General features: G+C 71.4%; 18 protein-coding genes. 15 read left to right on the forward strand and 3 right to left on the reverse strand.

Annotation, left to right across the window (positions count from 1 at the left end; all coding sequences use genetic code 11):
• Positions 1–150 precede the first annotated feature (150 nt).
• The 6 genes from CJ197_RS00550 to CJ197_RS00575 all read left to right on the forward strand — a co-directional run bounded on the left by CJ197_RS00550 (position 151) and on the right by CJ197_RS00575 (position 4,757).
• Positions 151–1,362, forward strand: coding sequence for a hypothetical protein (locus tag CJ197_RS00550; protein WP_102234822.1), 1,212 nt, complete (start codon positions 151–153; stop codon positions 1,360–1,362).
• The gene (locus tag CJ197_RS00555; RefSeq protein WP_102234823.1) at positions 1,359–2,564 is read left to right on the forward strand and encodes a TadA family conjugal transfer-associated ATPase; all 1,206 of its coding nucleotides are present in this window, start codon (positions 1,359–1,361) and stop codon (positions 2,562–2,564) included. The genes CJ197_RS00550 and CJ197_RS00555 overlap by 4 nt, the downstream gene beginning before the upstream one ends.
• Positions 2,561–3,646, forward strand: a complete 1,086-nt coding sequence (locus tag CJ197_RS00560) for a type II secretion system F family protein (RefSeq protein WP_102234824.1) — start codon at positions 2,561–2,563, stop codon at positions 3,644–3,646. Before CJ197_RS00555 ends, CJ197_RS00560 begins: the two co-directional genes overlap by 4 nt.
• A gap of 159 nt (positions 3,647–3,805) precedes the next feature.
• Positions 3,806–4,012 carry a DUF4244 domain-containing protein gene (locus tag CJ197_RS00565; RefSeq protein WP_233190561.1) on the forward strand — a complete coding sequence of 69 codons (207 nt, stop codon included), beginning with the start codon at positions 3,806–3,808 and terminating at the stop codon, positions 4,010–4,012.
• Positions 4,012–4,422, forward strand: coding sequence for a TadE family type IV pilus minor pilin (locus CJ197_RS00570; protein WP_102234825.1), 411 nt, complete (start codon positions 4,012–4,014; stop codon positions 4,420–4,422). Before CJ197_RS00565 ends, CJ197_RS00570 begins: the two co-directional genes overlap by 1 nt.
• Positions 4,419–4,757 carry an Rv3654c family TadE-like protein gene (locus CJ197_RS00575; RefSeq protein WP_102234826.1) on the forward strand — a complete coding sequence of 113 codons (339 nt, stop codon included), beginning with the start codon at positions 4,419–4,421 and terminating at the stop codon, positions 4,755–4,757. The genes CJ197_RS00570 and CJ197_RS00575 overlap by 4 nt, the downstream gene beginning before the upstream one ends.
• A 113-nt stretch (positions 4,758–4,870) precedes the next feature.
• Here CJ197_RS00575 and CJ197_RS00580 read toward each other — a convergent pair whose 3' ends face one another.
• A complete protein-coding gene (locus CJ197_RS00580) occupies positions 4,871–7,327 on the reverse strand; it encodes a DEAD/DEAH box helicase (protein WP_102234827.1) in 2,457 nt (818 codons plus the stop codon).
• 94 nt (positions 7,328–7,421) lie between these two features.
• Between CJ197_RS00580 and CJ197_RS00585 the strand changes: the two genes are divergently transcribed.
• The 9 genes from CJ197_RS00585 to CJ197_RS00625 all read left to right on the forward strand — a co-directional run bounded on the left by CJ197_RS00585 (position 7,422) and on the right by CJ197_RS00625 (position 19,542).
• Positions 7,422–9,086 (forward strand): methyltransferase, encoded by a 1,665-nt coding sequence (locus CJ197_RS00585; protein ID WP_102234828.1) that lies wholly within the window; start codon positions 7,422–7,424, stop codon positions 9,084–9,086.
• Entirely contained in the window at positions 9,083–10,039 is a 957-nt protein-coding gene (locus CJ197_RS00590) for a phosphatase PAP2 family protein (protein ID WP_233190562.1), read from the forward strand. Before CJ197_RS00585 ends, CJ197_RS00590 begins: the two co-directional genes overlap by 4 nt.
• A 100-nt stretch (positions 10,040–10,139) precedes the next feature.
• Positions 10,140–12,845, forward strand: coding sequence for a type I DNA topoisomerase (gene topA, locus CJ197_RS00595; protein ID WP_102234829.1), 2,706 nt, complete (start codon positions 10,140–10,142; stop codon positions 12,843–12,845).
• Positions 12,846–13,024: 179 nt separating this feature from the next.
• Positions 13,025–14,368, forward strand: coding sequence for an ABC transporter substrate-binding protein (locus CJ197_RS00600; RefSeq protein ID WP_102234830.1), 1,344 nt, complete (start codon positions 13,025–13,027; stop codon positions 14,366–14,368).
• A complete protein-coding gene (locus CJ197_RS00605; protein WP_233190563.1) occupies positions 14,365–15,528 on the forward strand; it encodes a carbohydrate ABC transporter permease in 1,164 nt (387 codons plus the stop codon). The genes CJ197_RS00600 and CJ197_RS00605 overlap by 4 nt, the downstream gene beginning before the upstream one ends.
• Positions 15,525–16,391 carry a carbohydrate ABC transporter permease gene (locus CJ197_RS00610; protein ID WP_102234831.1) on the forward strand — a complete coding sequence of 289 codons (867 nt, stop codon included), beginning with the start codon at positions 15,525–15,527 and terminating at the stop codon, positions 16,389–16,391. Before CJ197_RS00605 ends, CJ197_RS00610 begins: the two co-directional genes overlap by 4 nt.
• Positions 16,392–16,550: 159 nt before the next feature.
• Positions 16,551–17,639: a Gfo/Idh/MocA family protein gene (locus CJ197_RS00615; RefSeq protein WP_102234832.1), complete on the forward strand. Its 1,089-nt coding sequence runs from the start codon at positions 16,551–16,553 to the stop codon at positions 17,637–17,639.
• The gene (gene tmk / locus CJ197_RS00620; protein WP_102234833.1) at positions 17,636–18,367 is read left to right on the forward strand and encodes a dTMP kinase; all 732 of its coding nucleotides are present in this window, start codon (positions 17,636–17,638) and stop codon (positions 18,365–18,367) included. The genes CJ197_RS00615 and tmk overlap by 4 nt, the downstream gene beginning before the upstream one ends.
• Entirely contained in the window at positions 18,364–19,542 is a 1,179-nt protein-coding gene (locus CJ197_RS00625; RefSeq protein WP_102234834.1) for a DNA polymerase III subunit delta', read from the forward strand. Before tmk ends, CJ197_RS00625 begins: the two co-directional genes overlap by 4 nt.
• Positions 19,543–19,580: 38 nt before the next feature.
• Here the strand turns inward: CJ197_RS00625 and CJ197_RS00630 are convergent, their stop codons facing one another.
• Positions 19,581–20,642 (reverse strand): DUF3027 domain-containing protein, encoded by a 1,062-nt coding sequence (locus CJ197_RS00630; protein WP_102234835.1) that lies wholly within the window; start codon positions 20,640–20,642, stop codon positions 19,581–19,583.
• 3 nt (positions 20,643–20,645) lie between these two features.
• Positions 20,646–21,032, reverse strand: a complete 387-nt coding sequence (locus tag CJ197_RS00635) for a cold-shock protein (protein ID WP_102234836.1) — start codon at positions 21,030–21,032, stop codon at positions 20,646–20,648.
• Between the last annotated feature and the right edge of the window lie 13 nt (positions 21,033–21,045).

Consider the following 21,045-nt stretch of genomic DNA (forward strand, 5'->3'; position numbering starts at 1 on the left):
GGTACTTCGTCGTTGTGCAGATCACACTACGCCTTCCTGGAGGGGGTGGCAAGGACTTGGGTCCCGCGACCTTTCCTCCACAACGGGGGTTCATCCACAATCGGCACCCCCTCCCTGGTGCGCCCGCCGTGATCTCGTCACGCTGGCGCCATGACCAGCACCATCACGACGCATCAGGCGAAGACGAGCCGCCGCGGCGCCGGCCCTGCACGTGACAGCGAAACCGCCCCGGTCGGCACCGCGGGACCGGACAGCACGGCACGATCGGGCAGCGCACCGCGCCTGGGGCTGCTGCGCGCAACCTCGCGCACCGGCTCCGCTCCCACGCGGCCCCCGTCGGTATTCCCCACCGGGCGAGACCGCACCGCGCACAGTGCGGCACGGGTGGCATGCATCGGGGCCGACGGGCCGCTTGCCGCGCAGATCCGTGACCACGTCTCCGCGGCGGGAGCGCAGCTCGCGCCAGAATCCGATCTCTCGGGGTGTGCACTCCTGGTCGTCGCGGCGAGCGCGCTGCCGCTGACTGCTCCCCTGCCGCCACGCACCCCGGTGCTCATCGTCACCGCGCAGGAAGAGGTCGCGTCCTCAACGTGGAGCGCAGCGCTCGCCCTCGGGGCACTCGCGGTGCTGCGTCTGCCCGCGGAGTCCGAACAGCTGCTGTCCCTGCTGGCGGACCTCACGCGGCCGCGCAGCCGGGCGCTCATGCTCGGTGTCGTCGCCGGCTGTGGTGGTGCGGGCGCCTCATCGTTCGCGGCGCGGCTCGCGGGGGCGGCACGCCGGCACGGCACCGTCACGCTGGTGGACGCTGATCCGCGCGGCGGGGGCCTGGATCTGTTGGTGGAGGCGCCCGACGGGGAGGGTGCCACGTGGGCGGAGATCGAGACGCTGGGCCCGGAGGACGGGGCGGCGCTGCGGGAGAACCTGCCGGTCATTGACGAGGTGCGGCTGCTCGGGGCGGGCGATGGCCCCGGCGCGCAGGACGTGATGCTACCGCGGGCGCTGTCAGCTCTGGCAGCGCTCGATGGCACCGTGGTGGTGGATCTCGCGCCGGAGCTCGTGCCCAGCGCGCACGAGCATCTGGATGCGCTGCTGCTGGTGAGCCGAGCCGATGACCATGCGGTGCGGGCGGCCGCCCGGCGGCTGCGCGACTGGGCTCTGCCGGTGGGGCTCGCGCACCTGGTGGTGCGGCGGCGCGGCCCGCTGGATGCCCGCGATGTCGCCGAGGATCTCGCGCTGCCGCTTGCGGCGAGCTTTCGGGATTTCTCCCCGGCGGTGGTGCCGCTGCTGGATGTACGTCGCCGCGGCGCGGATCGGGCGGCTCGGGAGCTGCTGGATGCCCTGGCTGAGGAGATCCCGGCATGAGCCCGGCAGCGGGCGAGGAGGACCTCACCGATCTGGTGGAGGTCGTGCGGGAGGATCTGGTGCGCCACCCGGGGGTGGTGGATGTGCCGCGCGTGGTGCGGGTGCTGCGCGAGCAGGGACGGGTGCTCGGGGCCGCGGCGGTGCTTGAGCTGACCGCGCGGCTGCGCGATCACGTCGACGGGCTCGGCCCCTTGCAGGGGCTGCTCGGCCCGGAGGTCACCGATCTGCTGGTCAACGATGACGGCACGGTATGGGTCGACGATTCCAGCGGGCTGCACCGCACCGAGCTACGCCTGGATGCGGAGGCGGCGCGGGACCTGGCGGTGCGGCTCGCGACCGCTGGGGGTCGGCGCCTGGATGATGCGGTGCCGTGGGCCGATGCGCACCTGCCCTCCGGGATCCGTTTCCACGCGGTGCTGCCGCCACTGTCCCCGGGCGGGGCGATCCTCTCCCTGCGGGTGCCGGGGCGGCAGCGCCTGGACCTGGGGGATCTGGTGCGCCTGGGGGCGATCAGCCCGACGCTGCGCGCGGTGCTCGAGCAGGTGGTCGCCGCACGGATCCCGTTCCTGGTCACCGGCGGCACAGGGACGGGGAAGTCCACGCTGCTGGCGGCGATGCTGCGGGAGGTGACGCCCGCTGAGCGGATCGTCGTGGTCGAGGATGTGCTCGAGCTGCAGGTGGAACATCCGCATGTGGTGCATCTGCAGTCACGGCACGCCAACAGCGAGGGCGTCGGCGCGGTGGAACTCGCCACGCTCGTGCGGCAGAGCCTGCGGATGCGCCCGGACCGGATCGTGCTGGGCGAATGCCGTGGCGGGGAGATCCGGGAGCTGCTGCAGGCGCTGAACACCGGACATGAGGGCGGCTGCGGCACCGTGCATGCGAACACCGCCGCAGATGTTCCGGCACGCCTGGAAGCACTGGGAGCGCTCGGCGGACTGGACCGGCAGGCGCTGGCCGCGCAGGTGGCCAGCGCCCTCAAGGTCGTGATCCACCTGGGGCGCGAGGCCGGGGTCCGCGCGGTGCAGGAGATCGCCCTGCTGGTCCGCGTGGCCGATGGGACGCTGCACGCGCGCACCGCTCTCGAGGTGCGCGGGGGCGCTCTGCTGGAAGGACCCGCCGCGGGGGATCTCTCGCGGTGGCTGCATGCCCCAACCCCCGTCACGGGGCCCTCGGCGGGGCATCGGAGGGCCGTGGCATGACAGTTCTGCTGATCGCGGCGCTGCTGATGCTGCTGTGGGTGCTCGCCCCACCGAGCCGCCACGCCCCGGGGCCGCAGGTCTCGGGGGCGGGGCGGCGGCATCGGGCAGGTCCGCTCGAGGTGGCGCGGGCGGTGGAGCAGCTGGCCACGGTCCTCGCCTCCGGCTCCACGATCCGGCAGGCCTGGGCGGCAGTGGGCCGCTCCGCGCCCCCGGGGGACCTCGCGGATCTGGCTCGGGCCGGGGCTGCCGGGGCGGATCCGCGACGGCCCGGGGCTGGGCGGTTGCACGCCACGGCGATGGTGCGCTCGCTCGGGACGGCGCTCGCGGTGTGTGAGCGCACCGGGGCACCCACCGCGGTGATGCTCGAGCATCTCGCCGAGGCACTGCGGGATCTGCATGACGCGGCCCTGGCGCGGCGCAGCGCGTTCGCCGGTCCGCGGTCCACGGCCCGGATCCTGCTGGTGCTGCCGCTTGGCGGGCTTGCGCTCGGGGCGCTGCTGGGCGGGGATCCTCTGCACCTGCTGCTCAGCACGCCCGGTGGGCACCTGCTGGGCGCCGTAGGCCTGGCTCTGACTGTCGCCGGCTGGTGGTGGATGCATCGGATGCTTCGCGCGGCGGACCCGCCCGCGCCCGTGGGGCTCGACGGATCGGTGCTGCTGGAGCTCGTGGCGGGCGCGCTCGAGGCCGGGCTGCCGCTTGCGAGCGCCGCGCAAGCGGTGGCCCAGGCGCTGCCGACCAGCGCAGACCGTGAGGCGCTGGAGCGTTTCGCCTCCGGACTCCATTCCGGACTGGGTGCCGAACGTGCCGCGCGTGCGCTCCCGACGCAGCTGGCCGCCCTAGGACGCAGCGCCGTGCTCGCCGAGGGCACCGGCGCGGACCTCTCGAGGGTGCTGCGCTCGGCCGCCCGGGATGGTCGGCGGGGCCGGGCCCGGGACGCGGAGGTGCGCGCCGCGCAGCTGGCGGTGCGGCTGGTGCTGCCGACAGGGCTGACGCTCCTGCCGGCGTTCGTGGCGCTCGGGATCATCCCGACCGTGATCTCCCTGCTCGGCGGCACGCTCTCCCCCGGCGCCGCCGTCCCCTGACTCCCGGAGCTCGCTCCGGATGCGCCGCCGACGCAGGCGGCGTGCGGCAGCTGCGGCTGCCACCCCGGGCGGACACCCGTCCTCCCGGTACCCCTGCAGCGCTTCCGTGTGGGTGCTGCGCCACCGGACGGCACCTGCCGTCCTTACCCCGAAGGAGAGATGACCATGACCCTCACGATGATCCGGATGCGCCGGGCTGTGCACCGCGTGCTGCACGACCAGACCGGCGCCTCCACCGCTGAGTACGCCATCACGGTGCTCGCAGCCTGCGGTTTCGCCGCCGTGCTGGTGGCACTGCTGGCCTCCGGTGAGGTGCGCGAGCTGCTGATGGGCATCATCACCTCTGCCCTGTCCAAGGGGCAGTGATGCCGCGGTGCGCCCGGTCATCCCTCCTGCGGGATGACCGGGGCTCCGCCACCGCGGAAACGGCGATCGTGCTGCCCGTGGTGGTGACGATGGTGGTGGTGCTGATCCTGGCCGGGGCGGGCCTTGCTACCCAGGTGCGCCTGGAATCCGCGGCCCGCGGCGCCGCGAGGGAGCTCGCGCGTGGGGAGGATGAGGCTGCGGCGGTCGCGGTCGCGCAGCGGATCGGCGGGCAGGGCACCGCGGTGAGCATCACGCGCGCTGACACCTGGGTGCACGTGGAGGTCACCCGCACCCTGCAGGCCGGGCCAGGACCTCTCTCGGGGGCCAGCTGGCAGCTCGACGCCGATGCGGAGGCCCGCCTCGAGCCGACCCTGCTGGGTGCGGACACACAGGCCGGAGGTGGCCCATGAGCACCGGAGCCGCATCGGTCCTCGCCTGGACGGGGACCGCGAGCGTGATGGTGGGGGCGATGGCGCTGCTGGGCGGCGGACTGCTCGCCCAGGAGCAAGCGGGCACCGCCGCAGACCTCGCGGCCCTCGCCGGAGCAGATGCGCTCGCCGCCGCGAACGCACATCCCTGCGCGGTCGCCGCGGAGGTCGCACAGCGCAACGATGCACGCCTCACGTCCTGCGAGCGCCGCGGCTGGGATGTGCTCGTCACGGTGGAGGTCCGGGCAGGTTCCCTGCCGCTGCCCCCGGCGAGCGCCCGCGCCCGCGCCGGACCCGGACCGGAGGAGCTGCCGTGAGATCGCGGCGAGGCCCTGCTTGTGATGCACCGCAAGGAGCCTGCGTACGGTTGTGCGCCGCCGCGGCGGCGGGGACGAGCGCGAGAAGCTGCTGCCAGCGAGCCCCGCACCCCTCACTCCTGACGCAGCAGCCCGAGCAGTGTCGCAGCGCCCGGCTTGGACAGCGGCTCATTGCCGTTGCCGCATTTCGGGGAGACCACGCAGGCGGGGCAGCCGGCGGCGCAGGGGCAGGCGGCGATCATGTCGGCCGTAGCGCGCACCCACGCGGCGGCGTCGTCGGCCCCGCGTTCAGCGAAGCCCGCGCCGCCGGGTGCCCCGTCGTACACGAAGATCGTCGGTGCCTCGGTGTCCTCGTGATGCGCGGCGGAGAGTCCGCCGATGTCCCAGCGGTCGCATGTGGCCAGCAGCGGCAGCATCGAGATCGCGGCATGCTCGGCGGCGTGCAGCGCCCCGGGCAGCTCCTCCGCATCGATCCCCGCTCCCTCGGTGAGCTCGCGCGGCAGCGTCCACCACACGGCCTTGGTGGTGAGAGTGCGCGGCGGCAGGTCCAGGGGATGCTGGGCCAGGACCGCCTGCGTGTACACGTCGCGCACCTGGTAGCCGGTGACCTGGTCGGTGACCTCCACGGTCCCAAAGCACAGGCGCACCCCGTCCTTCCAGGGCGCCTCCCGCTCCACCTGGCGGATCCGCAGGGTCGAGGCGGACTGCGGATGCGTGGAGTGCAGGGGGTCCTCGCGGTGCACGAAGGCGACGGCCTGGTCCACATCCAGGTGGTCCACCACGAAGCTGCGGCCCTGATGGATATACACCGCGCCGTCGTGAACCTGCGTGTGGGCGCTCGCCGCATCGACAGTGCCCAGCAGGCTGCCGGTGGCCTGCTCGACGATCCGCACCGGCTCGCCACCACTGCCGCGCAGATCGGTGAGGTCATGCGCGGATTCGCTGAGCGTCCAGTACCAGCCGCTCGCGCGAGCCCGCAGCACCCCGCGCCGCGCGAGCGTCGTCAGCAGTTCCCGCGCGGTGGGCCCGAAGATCTCCTCCTCCCCATCGCGAATAGCGAGCTCCGAGGCGGCCGCGCACAGGTGCGGGGTCATGACGTACGGGTTCGCGGGATCGAACACGGCGGCCTCCACCTCGACGCCGAACAGCGACTCCGGGTGATGGACGACGTACGTGTCCAGTGGGTCCTCTCGTGCGACGAACAGTGCGAGCGCCCCGGCATCGGCTTCCTGGGAGCGCCCGGCGCGGCCGAACTGCTGCCACAGCGACGCCCGCGTACCAGGCCAGCCGGCCACGACCACCGCGTCCAGACCCGCGATGTCGATGCCGAGCTCGAGCGCATTGGTGGAGGCGAGGGCCCGCAGCTCCCCCGAGCGCAGCGAATCTTCAAGGGCCCGGCGTTCCCGCGCCAGGTAGCCGCCGCGGTAGGCGGCGATCCGGCTGGCCCGCTCCACGAGGCCCGGCCCGTCGGTCTGCTGCGCCTTCTGCTCCAGCAGGCGCCGCGCTCCGGAGGCCACGAGCTCGGCGCCGCGGCGGGAGCGGGTGAACACGAGAGTCTGCACATCCCGCTGCACGAGGTCTGCGAGCAGGCCCGCCGCCTCGGTGGTCGCCGCGCGGCGCACGGGGTCCTCACGTCGGGCCGGGGCCTCCTCGTCCCCAGCCGGGGCATCCGCATCCACAGCTGGGGCGCCCCCGTCCCCATCGGGTTCTTCCCAGGCCGCGGGGTCCCCGCGACCGTCCACGCGCGCCACAGTGCCCGGTTCCCACAGGCCGATGGTGAGCCCGGCCCGCGGGGATCCATCCTCGGTCACGGCGACGACGTCCCGGCCGATCAGCCTGCTCGCGGAGATCTCCGGGTTCGCGGTGGTCGCCGAGGCCAGCACGACCGTGGGCTCGGCCCGATAGTGCGCCGCCACCCTCCGCAGGCGCCGCAGCACCATCGCCACATGACTGCCGAACACGCCGCGATACGTGTGGCACTCATCGACCACGATGTACCGCAGGGCGCGCAGGAAATGCGCCCACTGCTCATGCCCGGGCAGGATCCCGAAATGCAGCATGTCCGGGTTGGTGAGCACGAAGGTGCCGTGGCGGCGGATCCAGCGCCGCTGCTCGGTGGGGGTATCGCCGTCGTACACGGCCGCGCGCACATCCCGCAGCCCCGCCTGATCGGCGAGGGCCTGAAGGTTCGTCAGCTGGTCGGCGGCCAGCGCCTTGGTGGGCGCGAGGTACAGGGCGGTGGCGCGCGGCGCCCGGATGTCCAGCTCCCGCGCCCCGATCGCGGTCAGGGCCGGCAGCTGGTAACCAAGCGACTTCCCGGAGGCGGTGGCGGTCGCGATGACAACGTCCTGCCCATCGTGGGCGAGGCGGGCCGCCTGCTCCTGGTGGATCCACGGGGCGGTGATCCCCCGCCCGGCAAGCGCCTCCACCAGCCGCGGATCGGTCCACTCGGGGAAGCTGCCCTGCCGGCCCGCCCGCCGGGGCCGCTCCTCGATATGGGTGAGGCAGCCGCGACGCGTGAGCGGAGCCGAGAGCTCGGTCAGGAGGTCGCGTGCTACACCAGCGCGCATGGCCCTCCATCCCGCGCAGACTCCCACAGAGCCTGCACATCTCCCCTGCCAGGCCACCCAATCGGGCCCGGTCGGCTGGGGCACAATCGTAGCCATGCCCACCCACACGCCTCCCGCTCCCCCACGCGTGCTGCCCGCGCTGATCACAGCCCTGCGGGCGGACCTCACCGCCGCGCGTTTCACGAGCGGACGGATCGAAGAGCTGCTGGGCGAGGTGGCGCTCGGAGCGCTGCGCCGGGAGAACCCCGTGCCCGCCCGGCGGATCCTCGCCACCAGCACCGATCCTGCGGCGGTGCTCGCGCAGCTCTTCACCCTCGGGGTCGCCCTCCCCCGCCCCGCGGTCGAGGCCGCCCTGCCCCAGCTCAGCGTCGACGGCGCCGCGCAGCTCGGGCTCGTGTGCCTCGGCCCGATCTCGGAGGGCACAGGGTCTACGTGCACCAGCCCCATTCCCGGGGCCGACGGGAACCTGCTCGTCCACCCCCTGCTGGACCTCTCCCCCTACTCCGCCACGGATGATGCCGGGGAGATCACCTGGTGGATCGCCTCGGATCTCTCCGAGCTCGCCACCGGCGCGGCACTGCACCCCGAGCATGTGCTCGGCGTGGGCGGCGCCTCCCTGACCCTCGCCCGCCTCACCCCGCGCACGCCCACCGGCCGGGTGCTGGATCTGGGCTGCGGCGGCGGCATCCAGGCGCTGCACGCCTCCCGGCACGCCGAGCACGTCACCGCCACCGACCTCTCCGAGCGGGCCCTCGCCGACGCGGCCTTCACCGCGGCACTGAACGGCATCGACCTCGACCTGCGGCGCGGCTCGCTGCTCGAGCCCGTGGCCGGGGAGCGCTTCGACCTCATCGTCTCCAATCCCCCGTTCGTCATCACCCCGCGCACAGCCGATGAGGACGCCTCCGGGGGCTGGACCTACCGCGATGGCGGCCGCGCCGGGGACACGCTGCTGGCCGAGCTGCTGCAGGACCTGCCCGGCCACCTGGCCCCCGGCGGGCGCGCCGTCATGCTCGGCAACTGGGAGATCACCGACGTCGAAGACCCCTTCGCCCACCCCACCGCCTGGCTGCAGCACGCCCTCGCCGACGGGGTGGATGCGTGGGTGATCCAGCGCGAGAGCGAGGACCCTGCCCAGTACGCGGAGACCTGGGCGCGCGACGGTGGCATCACCGACCGCGACCCGCGCTGGGCGGAGCTGATCACCGCCTGGCTCGAGGACTTCGCCGCCCGGAACGTGACGCGCATCGGCTTCGGTTACCTGCTGCTCCACCGGCCCGAGGACTCCCAGTCCCCTACCCCGTCCGCGGCCCAGCCCACCGCCCGTTCCGGCGCTCGCCCCGCCCCCGCGCGCCGTGGCGTGCTGCGCACCGAGGTCGTGCCCGGCACCGGCAGCGGCACGCTCGCCACCCACCTCGCTGCCGGGCAGGACATGATCGCCCGCCTTGCGACGCTGAGCGATGAGGAGCTGCTGGCCTCCCGCCTCATTCGCGCCGAGGACGTCGTCGAGCGCCGCCACCTCACTCCCGGGCAGTTCGATCCGATGCTCATCGAGCTGGTGCAGGGCGCGGGGTTCGCCCGCACCGTTCCCGCGGACCAGCTGCTCGCCGCGACCGTCGGCGCCCTGGACGGCACCCTCACCCTGGGGCAGGTGATCGGAGCGGTGTGCGCGCTGACCGACGCCGATGCGGACGCCGCCCAGGCCCAGCTTCTGCCCCAGATCCGCGAGCTGCTGATCACCGGCATGGTGACCCTGTGAGCGAGGCCGCCGGGCATCCGTCGGCCCGCCCCACCGCGCGCATCCCGAGCCTCGCCCGGCCGCTGCTGTCCCTGCTGGCCGCTGTTCTGTGCGCCGCCGCCGTGATGGCCCTGGCCCGTCTCGCGGTCGGCACCCCGAGCGGACAGCGGCTGGACCAGCTGATCCTCTCCGGCGCTGCACAGCACGACGGGCTGCTGTCGCAGGTGGCACCGGCGGCGGTGCAGACCGTGAGTCTGCCCGTCATCGCCGCGCTGCTGGGGCTCACGGCGCTGCTGGTGCTGATCCGGCGGCGCACCGCCCTGCTGCTGCCGCTCGGTGTCGCGGTGCTCGGTGCGAACCTCACCACCCAGGTGCTCAAGCACCTCGTGGTCACCCGCGAGGCCCTCGCCCCGGGCATCGAGGTGACCCCGAACTCCTTCCCCTCCGGGCACACCACTCTCGCGGCGACAGCCATGATCGCGCTGGTCCTCGCCGCTGGGCGGGTCCGGATCCTGCTCGCGCCGCTCGGGGCTGCGTGGACGCTCGCCGCCGGGATCGGCACCCTCGTGCTGGGCTGGCATCGGCCCAGTGACGTGATCGGCGCGATCACCGTCGCCGCCGCCTGGACGTTCCTCGCTCTCGCTATGGATGGGCTGGTGACCCGTGCGCGCCTGCGCCGGGGCGGCTCCGCCCCGGCCCGACGGCGGCTCATCGGACGGGACCGCACCACCGTCCTCGAGGTCGCCGTGACCGTGCTCATGGGCCTTGTCGGGCTCGCCGCGCTGGGGCTCGGCGTCGTGCGGTTCATCGGGCTCGGCCTGCCGCTGGACCTGGATGATCCCAGCCAGCAGCTCGCGGCCGTGGATGCCATGACGGCGCTGATCGGTGGCGGCACCGCGGTGTGGCTCGCGCTCGTGCTCGCCCTGCGCACGCCGACGTCCCTGCGGCGAGCACCCGCTGACCGTGTACCGTGAGCAGACGCCGCACGGGGGCACCCCGGCCGGCTGGTGATCTGGCGGCACCCGGCCGCAGCTGATGGGCCGCGCTGAGCGCGGCGAGGAAGGAACACGCACCGTGACTGGTGGACGGCATCTGGTGATCGTCGAGTCCCCCGCGAAGGCTCGCACGATCGCGCGCTACCTGGGGGATGACTACACGGTCCTCGCCTCGGTGGGGCATATCCGCGACATCCCCGTCCCCCGTGACCTGCCCGCCGACATGAAGAAGGGCCCCTACGGCAAGTTCGGGGTGGACGTCGACTCCGGTTTCGACCCGTACTACGTGGTCAGCCCCGATAAGAAGAAGACCGTCGCGGAGCTGAAGAAGGCCCTCAAAGAGGCCGACACCCTCTACCTCGCCACGGATGAGGACCGCGAGGGTGAGGCGATCGCCTGGCATCTGCTGGAGACGCTGAAGCCCAAGAAGTCCCTGCCGGTCAAGCGCATGGTCTTCCACGAGATCACCAAGGACGCCATTGCCGAGGCGCTGCGCACCACCCGCGACATCGACACCCACCTGGTGGATGCGCAGGAGACCCGTCGGATCCTGGATCGCCTGGTGGGCTTCGAGCTCTCCCCCGTGCTGTGGCGCAAGATCAAGCCCAGCCTGTCGGCGGGCCGCGTGCAGTCGGTCGCGACCCGCCTCGTGGTCGAGCGTGAGCGGGAGCGTATGGCCTTCGTACCCGCCGACTATTGGGATGTGACCGGCACGTTTGCCGCCGAACCGGCGTCGGGCGCCGATGCCCCCGCCTTCACCGCCCGCATCGCCACGGTGGATGGCTCCCGGGTGGCCACCGGCTCGGATTTCGCCGACGACGGCACCCTCAAGCCCAAGGCGAAGAACGCGACGGTGCTCACCGAGGCGTCGACCCGTGAGCTTGTGACCGCGCTTGAGGACGCCCCCGCGACGGTCACGGGCCTGGAGTCCAAGCCGTACACCCGTCGGCCCGCCGCCCCCTTCACCACCTCCTCCCTGCAGCAGGAGGCGAGCCGGAAGCTGCACCTCGGCGCCCGCCAGGCGATGCGGGTGGCGCAGTCGCTGTACGAGAACGGCTACATCACGTATATGCGTACCGACTCGGTGACGCTCTCCGGTGAGGCGATTCGGGCCTCCCGGGCGCAGGCCGCGGAGCTGTACGGCTCCCAGTTCGTGCCCGAGAAGCCCCGCTACTACCAGAACAAGTCCCAGGCCGCGCAGGAGGCGCATGAGGCGATCCGCCCCGCGGGGGATCATTTCCGCACCCCCGCCGAGGTGGCCGGGAAGCTCTCCGGGGACGAGTTCCGCCTGTACGAGCTGATCTGGAAGCGCACTATCGCCTCCCAGATGGCCGATGCGAAGGGCACCACCTCCTCGGTGGAGCTGACCCTTACGCGCAACGAGCGCACCGCGACGTTCCGCGCCTCCGGCACCGTGATCACGTTCCGGGGCTTCCTCGCCGCCTATGAGGAGGGACGGGATGCCACCCGCTACGGCGAGGACGAGCGCGGCGACAAGCGTCTGCCGCAGATGAGCGAGGGCCAGCAGCTGGACACCCGGGAGCTGGCGCCTGACGGGCACACCACTACCCCGCCGCCCCGCTACACCGAGGCCTCGCTCGTGCGGGCCCTCGAGGAGCGCGGCATCGGCCGCCCCTCCACCTACGCGTCCACCGTCGCGACCATTCAGGACCGCGGGTACGTGTTGCGCCGCGGCACGGCGCTGGTGCCCTCGTGGACAGCGTTCGCGGTGGTGCGCCTGCTGGAGGAGCATTTCGGCACCTTCATCGACTATGACTTCACCGCGCAGATGGAGCAGAGGCTCGACCATATGGCGCGCGGTGAGCTGGGGCGCGCCGAGTACCTCGAGGAGTTCTACCGCGGCGATGGCAGCGAGGGCCCCATCGGCCTGAAGCCCATGGTCGATGACCTCGGGGAGATCGACGCCCGGGCCATCAACTCGATCGATATCGGCGAAGGGATCAGCCTGCGGGTGGGCCGCTACGGCGCCTACCTCGAGCGTCCCGCCCGCGATGCCAACGGTGAGCTGATCGAGGGGGCGGATCCGCAGCGCGCGAACGTCGCCGATGATGTGGCGCCCGATGAGCTGGACGTCGAGCGGGCGAAGGAGCTGCTGGAGCGGGCGAAGGACGACGGGAAGGTGCTGGGCACCGACCCGGCCACCGGCCACGACATCGTCGCCAAGGACGGGCGCTACGGCCCCTACGTCACCGAGGTGCTGCCTGAGGCCACTGACGACAGCGGCAAGCCGCTGCCGAAGACCAAGCAGCCCAAACCCCGCACGGCCTCGCTGCTGAAGTCCATGGAGCTCTCGACGGTGACGCTCGAGGACGCCCTGAAGCTGCTGAGCCTGCCGCGCGTGGTGGGCACCGACGCCGACGGCACCGAGATCACCGCGCAGAACGGCCGTTATGGCCCCTACCTCAAGAAGGGCACCGACTCGCGGTCCCTGACCAGCGAGGAGCAGATCTTCACGATCACCCTCGAGGAGGCGCTGAAGATCTACGCGGAGCCCAAGCGTCGCGGTCGGGCCGCTGCGAAGCCACCGCTGAAGGAGCTGGGCACCGATCCCACCTCGGGCAAGCCCATCGTCATCAAGGACGGCCGTTTCGGCCCGTACATCACCGACGGCACGACGAACGTCTCGCTGCGCTCCACAGAGCGGATCGAGGACATCACCGAGCAGATCGCGGTGGACAAGCTGGCGGAGAAGCGCGCCAAGGGCCCCGCGAAGAAGCCCGCCCGGCGCACCAGCACGCGCAAGCGCTCTACCACCAAGAAGTGAGCGAGCGCATCGCGCGCTGAGCGATCCCATCCGGCCACCCGGCAAAATGGTCGGATGTCACGGGGACACAACGTTTCTCCGCATGACCCGGGCGGTGCTGTCTGCTGCCGAAAAGCCTTAACTCGAGGGCTAGAGTTGAAGCGAACCCGTTCATCAGAGACGATGCAAGGAGTATTCCCATGCGAGTGAATCCCACCCGGCGCGCGATGCTCGGCGGCGCCGCGGCCGCCACAGCGTTCGGCTTGGCCGGCTGCCTGGCGAACCCAGACGAGAAGGGCGGCGGTGAAGGCGGCGGCTCCGCCGGCGGCAATGCCGGGGACGGCACCGTCACCATCCTCGGCAACTTCGGTGGTGTGGAGGCCGAGGGCTTCAATGCGGCGCTGAAGTCGTTCTCCGAGGAATCGGGCATCACCGTCGAGTACACCTCCGACCAGGACTTCGTGAACACCATCCGCACCCGCGCCGGTGCGGGCGATGCCCCGGATATCGCGCTGTTCCCGCAGCCGGGTGCGCTGCTGCAGATGGCGCAGGAGGGGCACATCGCCCCGATCGAGGATTACCTGGACGTGGAGGGCCTGAAGTCCACGCTGATCGCCGGCTTCCTGGAGTCCGCGACCGCGGAGGACGGCACGATCTACGGCGCCCCGATGCGTCTGGCCGTGAAGTCCCTGGTCTGGTACCCCATCAAGGCCTATGAGGAGGGCGGCTGGAACGCTGAGCCGGCCACCTTCCAGGAGCTCATGAAGATCGGCGACGAGATCAAGGACAGCGGGATCGCCCCCTGGTCCGATGCGTGGAACGCCGATCAGGCCACCGGCTGGGTGGGCACCGACTGGCTCGAGGAGTTCGTGCTGCGCATGCACGGCCCGGACGTCTACGACCAGTGGACCAAGCACGAGATCCCCTTCAACGACCCGCAGATCCTGGAGTCCCTGGACGCGCTGGGCGAACTGCTCAAGGGCGAGGGCAATGTGCTGGGCGGCTCCCAGACCATCCTGAACACCGCGTTTTCCGAGGCGATTCTGCCGCTGTTCGAGGAGGAACCGCGGGCGATGCTGCACCGTCAGGGCAACTTCGTCACCGGCTTCCTGCCCGAAGAGATCCAGGCCGATATGGACAACCAGGTGGGCGTGTTCGCACTCCCGCAGTGGGAAGGCGGCTACTCCGAGGGCAACCCGATCATGGGCGGCGGCGACCTCGCAGCCCTGTTCAACAAGGAGGACGACGAGGCCAAGAAGGTCATGGAGTTCATCACCTCCGCGGACTTCGGTGCCGAGTGGGCCGAGGCCGGCGGCTGGCTGAGCCCCCACCAGAGCTTCGACACCTCCCTCTACAGCGACGAGATCACCCGCCAGGTCGCGGAGATCGCCTCCGAGGCGGCCGTGTTCCGCTTCGACGGCTCGGATCTCATGCCCGGTGAGGTGGGCGGCGGCTCCTTCTGGACCGCGATGAACGAGTGGATCGGCGACGAGAAGACCTCCCAGGAGGCCCTGGACGCCGTCGAGGAGTCGTGGCCGGCGTGAGTGAGGGCAGCACAGCTGTTCAGGAGCCCGCCTCCAGCACGGAGGCGGGCTCCGCCGCACCATCGGGCACCGGTGCCCGGCCCGGCCGCCTGATCCTGGGCGCTCTCGGCGCGATCGGCACGATCTACCTGATGTGCACGATCTTCCTCGCCTTCGCGTGGTACCCGAAGGTGTTCTTCCACTCCCAGATCCTCATCGGCCTGCTGGGCCTGGTGGTGGGAATCGGCGGAGCGATCGTCTTCTTCTGGTTCTTGAACATGGCGATCGAGGGTCTGCCCGCCCGGTTCGCGCGCGGGTTGATCCCCTACGCCTTCCTGCTGCCGGGGTTCTCTCTGATCGGGTTGATGCTGGTGTATCCGACGGTGCAGACCGTCGTGTACTCCTTCGCGAACAAGAACTCCACCGCCTGGGTGGGGATGCGCAACTACCAGGAGATCTTCGCCTCGAAGGGGTTCTGGACGGCGCTGACGAACAACCTGCTGTGGGTGCTGGTGGTGCCGATCATCACCGTGGCGTTCGGTCTGCTGGTCGCGGTGCTGGCGGACAAGCTCTCCGCCTCCGGGGAGAAGGCGGCGAAGTCCTTCATCTTCCTGCCGATGGCGATCAGCTTCGTGGGCGCCTCGACGATCTGGGGTCTGATCTACGCCTACAACTCCCCCGGGGCGGAGCAGACCGGTCTGCTCAACGCCATCGTGGTGGCGCTCGGCGGTGAGCCGCAGACCTGGCTGCAGATGAGCGACTTCCGCCTGAACTCGCTGCTGCTGATGGTGATCTTGATCTGGTTGCAGACGGGATTTGCGATGGTGCTGCTGAGCTCGGCGATCAAGGCGGTGCCGGAGGACACCGTGGAGGCCGGGCGGATCGACGGCGCGGGCGAGTTCCGGATCTTCTGGCAGATCATCTTCCCGCAGGTGCGTGCGGCGGTGCTGGCGGTGTTCATCACCGTGCTGATCGTGGTGCTGAAGGTCTTCGACATCGTGTACGTGATGACCAATGGGCGCAACAGCACCGATGTGATCGCGAACCTGTTCTTCCGCAAGCTGTTCACCGAGCAGAACGCCGGACACGCGGCCGCGGTCGTCGTCGTGCTGCTGCTTCTGGTGATGCCGGTGGTGTTCTACCAGATCCATTCGTACCGCAAGCTGGAGGAGGAGCGATGAGCGTCGGACGCATGAAGGACGGTCGTCGCCGCTCCCCGGTGGCGATCGTGGTGATGGTGGTGCTGGCGATCCTGTGGACGCTGCCCACCTTCGGGATGCTGGTCACGAGCTTCCGTTCACGCACCGATGCAGCGACCTCCGGCTGGTGGTCGGCGCTGCTGAATCCGTTCGAGGCCTCGTGGACGCTGGACAACTACCAGCGGCTGTTCGAGAACACCCCGGTGGGTGGGACGCTGCTGAACTCGGTGGTGGTGGCGGTGCCGGCGACGGTGCTGCCGATCATGTTCGCGGCCTTTGCCGCCTACGCCTTCACCTTCATCAAGTTCCCCGCCAAGGAGCTGTTCTTCCTGCTGGTGGTGGCGCTGATGGTGGTGCCGATCCAGGTGGCGTTCCAGCCGCTGCTGAACCTGCTGGGCCCGCGCGGCCTGGGGATCTCGGGACAGTTCGTGGCCGTGTGGCTGCTGCACACGGGCTTCGGCATGCCGCTGGCGATCTACATCCTGCGCAACTACATGAGCGGTCTGCCGTACTCGGTGATCGAGTCCGCGAAGATCGACGGCGCCACGCACTACCAGACGTTCTGGCGTCTGGTGGCGCCGATGTCCGCCCCGGCGATCGCCGCGTTCGCGACGCTGCAGTTCCTGTGGGTGTGGAACGACCTGCTGATCGCCCGTCTGTTCCTGGGCGGCGGCTCGAACACCACGATCATCGTGGCGCTGCAGCAGCTGCTGGGCACGCAGGGTCAGGGCGCGGAGCTGCTGACCGCGGGCGCGTTCATGTCGATGCTGATCCCGCTGATCGTGTTCTTTGCGCTGCAGAACTTCCTGGTGCGCGGCATGACGGCGGGTTCCGTCAAGGGTTGATCGACGTACTGCGAGCTTGCGAGCGGTAGGAGATCAACCAATCGAGCAGAGGGTTAAGGCCCCAGCCTTCCCCGCCCCACGATTCCGCTCCCCGCGGAACCTTCTGCACAGCGCCCCCGACGCCGCCCCGGTGTCGGGGGCGCTGGGTAGATTGGAGGCATGACCCCGAGCGTTGACCCGCGCGAGGAGCCGTCTGACATGACAGCGTCCCTCGTCCTGCCCGCCACGACGATCCCGGATCCGGCGACAGCGCCGGGCCTGCGCTGGGGGGTGATCTCCCCGGGGCATATCGCCGATCAGTTCACCGCCACGATGCATCGGGCGACGGTCTCCCGCGTGGTCTCGGTGGTCTCCCGCTCCGCCGAGCGGGCTGCGGCCTTCGCTGAGAAGCACGGCATCGAGCGCCCCTTCGATGCGGTCGGGGACATGCTCGCCGCAGGCGGCATCGATGCGGTGTACATCGCCTCCCCGCACGCCCAGCATCGGGACCTGGCCCGGCCGGTGCTCGAGGCGGGGGTACCGGTGCTGGTGGAGAAGGCTTTCACGCTGAACGAGACGCAGAGCCGGGAGCTGCTGGACCTGGCGCGCGAGCGCGGGGTGCTGGCGATGGAGGCGATGTGGTCGCGCTTCCTGCCGCAGTACGACGTGCTGCGCCAGGTCATCGCCGAGGGTGTGCTGGGCGAGATCGTGGAGGTCGCCGCCGATCACGGGCAGGCGTTCCCGATGGATCCGACGCATCGCCTGCATGATCCGGCGCTGGGCGGCGGCGCGCTGCTGGACCTGGGCGTGTACCCGATCTCCTTCGCCCAGATGATCCTCGGCGACCTCACGGACCTGCAGGTCACCGGCGAGTGCACAGAGCTCGGCGTGGATGCGTACGCGGCGCTCACCGCGCGCGGCACCCGCGGGGGCGTCGCGCGGCTGGCCACCACGCTGCACGCGCAGACCGCGAACACCGCGGTGGTCACGGGCACGCAGGGCCGCGCCCAACTCGGGGGCCCACAGCCGTTCTACGCCCCCGGTGATCTCACCGTGACGCTCCTCGATGGGCGCAGCGCGACCGTCTCGCATCCGGCGGATCTCGGGGACGGCATGGCCTATGAGATCGCAGAGGCGGCGCGCCGGATCAGTGCCGGGGATCTCGAATCACCACTCATGAGCTGGGAGGACACCCTGTCGGTGATGCGCACGATGGATCAGGCCCGCGCCGCCCTTGGCGTCGTGTACCCCGGGGAGGAGGCGGCATGAGCCCGCACGAGACCACGTTCACGCTGCGCGCCCCGGCCACGCATCCGCCGCATCGGGGCGTGTTCATCTCCTTCGAAGGCGGGGACGGCGCCGGCAAGACCACGCAGATGCAGATGCTGCACGATCACCTGGTCACCGAACGCTCCGTTGCCGAGGATCTGATCCTCACCACCCGCGAGCCCGGCGGCACACCGCTCGGGGAAGCGATCCGCGAGCTGCTGCTGCATGGCGAGCATGTGGATGCGCGCGCCGAAGCGCTGATGTACGCGGCGGACCGCGCCCATCACATCGCCACCGTCGTGCGCCCCCACCTCTCGCGCGGCGGCCTCGTGCTCTCGGACCGCTACCTGGATTCCTCGATCGCCTACCAGGGCGCCGGGCGGGATCTGGAGCCCGAGGACATCGGCTCGCTGTCGCACTGGGCGGTGGGCGGGCTGATGCCGCATCGGACGATCCTGCTGGATGTACCGCCGCGCACCCTCGATGAGCGCCGCAGCCCGGAGGGCCGCGACCGCCTCGAGGAGGCGGGCCTGGAGTTCCATGAGGCGGTGCGCGAGGAGTTCCTCGAGCTCGCCCGGACGGACCCCGGAAGGTTCCGGGTGATCGATGGGACGCTGCCGCGCGAGGAGGTGCACGCCCAGGTGCTCGAGGGCGTCGCCGAGGTGCTGGCCCTGTTCGACCCCACCTTCGAGCCCGCGGAGCCGCCGCGTCGCCGGGACGAGGAATGAGCACGCGGACCATCACCCACCCGGCCCCGCCCCTCGAGGGGGTGTGGTCCGATGTGGTGGGCCAGGAGGCGGCGGTCGCGCAGTTCCGACGGGCCGCCTCCCCGGAGGGGTCGCTCGCCCAGGCGTGGCTGGTCACCGGGCCGCCCGGTTCCGGCCGCTCCACCGCCGCGCGGGCCTTCGCCGCCACGCTGCAGTGCGAGCACCGAACCGGCTGCGGGGCCTGCGCGGCCTGCCGCACCGTGCTGGCGGGCACGCACCCGGATGTCACCGTGGTCGCGACCGACAAGCTGTCGATCGCGAAGGAGGAGGTGCGGGCGCTGGTGATGACCGCGCAGCGCGCCCCCGCGACGGGTCGGCATCGGGTGCTGATCGTCGAGGACGCGGACCGCATGAGCCCGGGCACCTTCAACGTGCTGCTGAAGTCGATCGAGGAGCCGCCGCCGTCGACGGTGTGGATGCTGTGCGCCCCGTCGGCGGAGGATCTGGCCCCCACGATCCGTTCCCGCTGCCGCCTGGTGACCCTCACGGTCCCGGGGGCCGATGTGGTGGCTGAGCTGCTGCGTCGCCGCGACGGGGTAGAGGAGCAGCTGGCGCTGCGGGCGGCCCGGGCCGCGCAGGGGCATATCGGGCTCGCGCTGCGCTACGCCACCCAGGAGGGGGCGCTCGCGGCGCGCGAGCAGTCCGCCCGCACACTGCTGGGGCTGCGCTCGGCGGGGCAGGCGGTGCTCGCCGCGCAGGAACTCGTGGACCGCGCGACCGCGGAGGCGAAGGAGCACGCCGACCAGGTCGCTGCGGAAGAGCGGGAGCGGTTCCTGCGCTCCGCGGGGATCGAGGACGGGAAGGTGCCGCCGGCGCTACGCAGCCAGCTCAAGCAGCTCGAGGATGATGCCAAGCGTCGCCAGACCCGTCTGGTGCGCGATGTGCTGGACCGCTACCTGCTGGATGCGCATTCGGTGCTGCGCGATGTGCTGGGTCGGCAGCTCGGCACCGGCGGTGAGCTTGTGAACCTCGAGGTCGAGCCGGAGATCGATCAGGCGGCCCGGGCCGGGGATGGCCGAGTCACACTGGGGCTGCTGGATGGGGTGCAGACCGCGCGCGAGCGCATCGCTGGGAACGTCCCGCCGCTGCTGGCGATCGAGGCGCTGCTGGCGCGGATCGCAATCTCGCTGCGCTGAGATGAACGCGGCAGGACTGCTGCGCCGAAGCCCGGGTCTCAGACCACGCCCGGGGTGTCCGCGCCGTCAGCCGACTCGGCCCCGCTGTCCTCCGCGCCGCCCGCAGGCTTCTTCTCCGCGGTCTTCGACTTCTCGTCCTGATGGGCGGGCGTCTCGGTGGTGTCCTCGGGGGAATCCGCCTCCGGGAGCTCCGCGGATGCAGGCGGCTGCTCCTGCGCAGCGGGCTGCTCAGCCTGCCCAGGCTCAGCGCCCTCTGCCTTGGCATCGTCCGCCGCGGGCTCGGTCGGCTGATCCTGCGCCGCGGGTTTCTGCTGGAACTCCACCTCCAGCTCGTCCACGATCACGCCCTCGCTGCGGGGGATCTCGCGGCCCATGGATTCCTCGCGCCCGGTCTCGGAGTGCGCCCCGCAACCATACTGCAGGTGGACCACGCGCCCATCGGCCGGGGACCACTCATTGGTGCACACGCCAAACTGTCCGCGCAGCGACCCGGCGAGCTGGGTGAAGAATCCGCAGCTGGTGCAGTGCGCGGGGACGGTGCCCTTGCGGCCGCGACGTGAGGTGGGCCGGGGACCGAAGTCGCCCTCGAGCCAGCGTTCGGCGGCGTCGCCGCGCCCCTCCGGGGAGAGCACGCGCACGCGCCCCAGGCCCAGCTCCCACTGGGCTACGCGATCCTCGTCCTCTTCGCCGGTGGACTCATAGCCGTGCTCGAGCCGCGGGTCATATTCGCGGTAGGGCAGGAGGTCATCGACCCCCACATCATCGGGGCGCAGACGCTCCGACCAGGGCTCCCACTCGGGGGCGAGGATCGCGTCCTCGCCCGGCAGCAGCGCGGTCTCCGCCACCGTCGCGACCTTCGCGCGGGGCGCGCGGGCCAGCACCACCACCCACGACCAGCCGCGATACCCGGGCATGGTGCATTCGAAGACGTGCGTGACCAGCCGGTCAGCGCTCGCCTCGGCGCGCAGATGCTCACCGACCTGGCCGGGCTCGGTGACCTCCGCGAGCGCCTCGCGGGCCAGCTCCACGGCCTCCGCGGCGATCTGGTCGAGCTTGGGCCGGGCGGTGCGGCGGCGCGTGGTGGTGGACGGTGACGTCATGTCTCAGGCCTCGAAGTTGTCCGCGACGGCGCGCAGCACGGTGGCGATCTTCTGGGAGTGCCCGCGGTCGGGGTAGCGGCCCTTGCGCAGCCCGTTGGAGGCGTCATCCAGCAGACGGATGAGGTCCTCGACCATGCCGGCCATGTCCTCGGGCTTGGCGCGGCGGGCACGGGAGATCGAGGGCACCGGGTCCACCAGCTGCAGGGACAGCACCTGGGGGCCGCGCCGACCGTCGACCATGTCGAAGTCCACGCGCGTGCCCGGACGCAGCGTGGTCACCCCGTCGGGGAGGTTCGTGGCGTGCACGTAGACGCTCTGGCCGTCCTCCTCGTCGAGGATGAAGCCGAAGCCCTTCTCGGCGTCGTAGAACTTCACCTTGCCGCGTGGCACCTGGATCCCATTC

Source organism: Brachybacterium sp. UMB0905 (assembly GCF_002871795.1).
In the GTDB taxonomy this organism is placed as follows: domain Bacteria; phylum Actinomycetota; class Actinomycetes; order Actinomycetales; family Dermabacteraceae; genus Brachybacterium.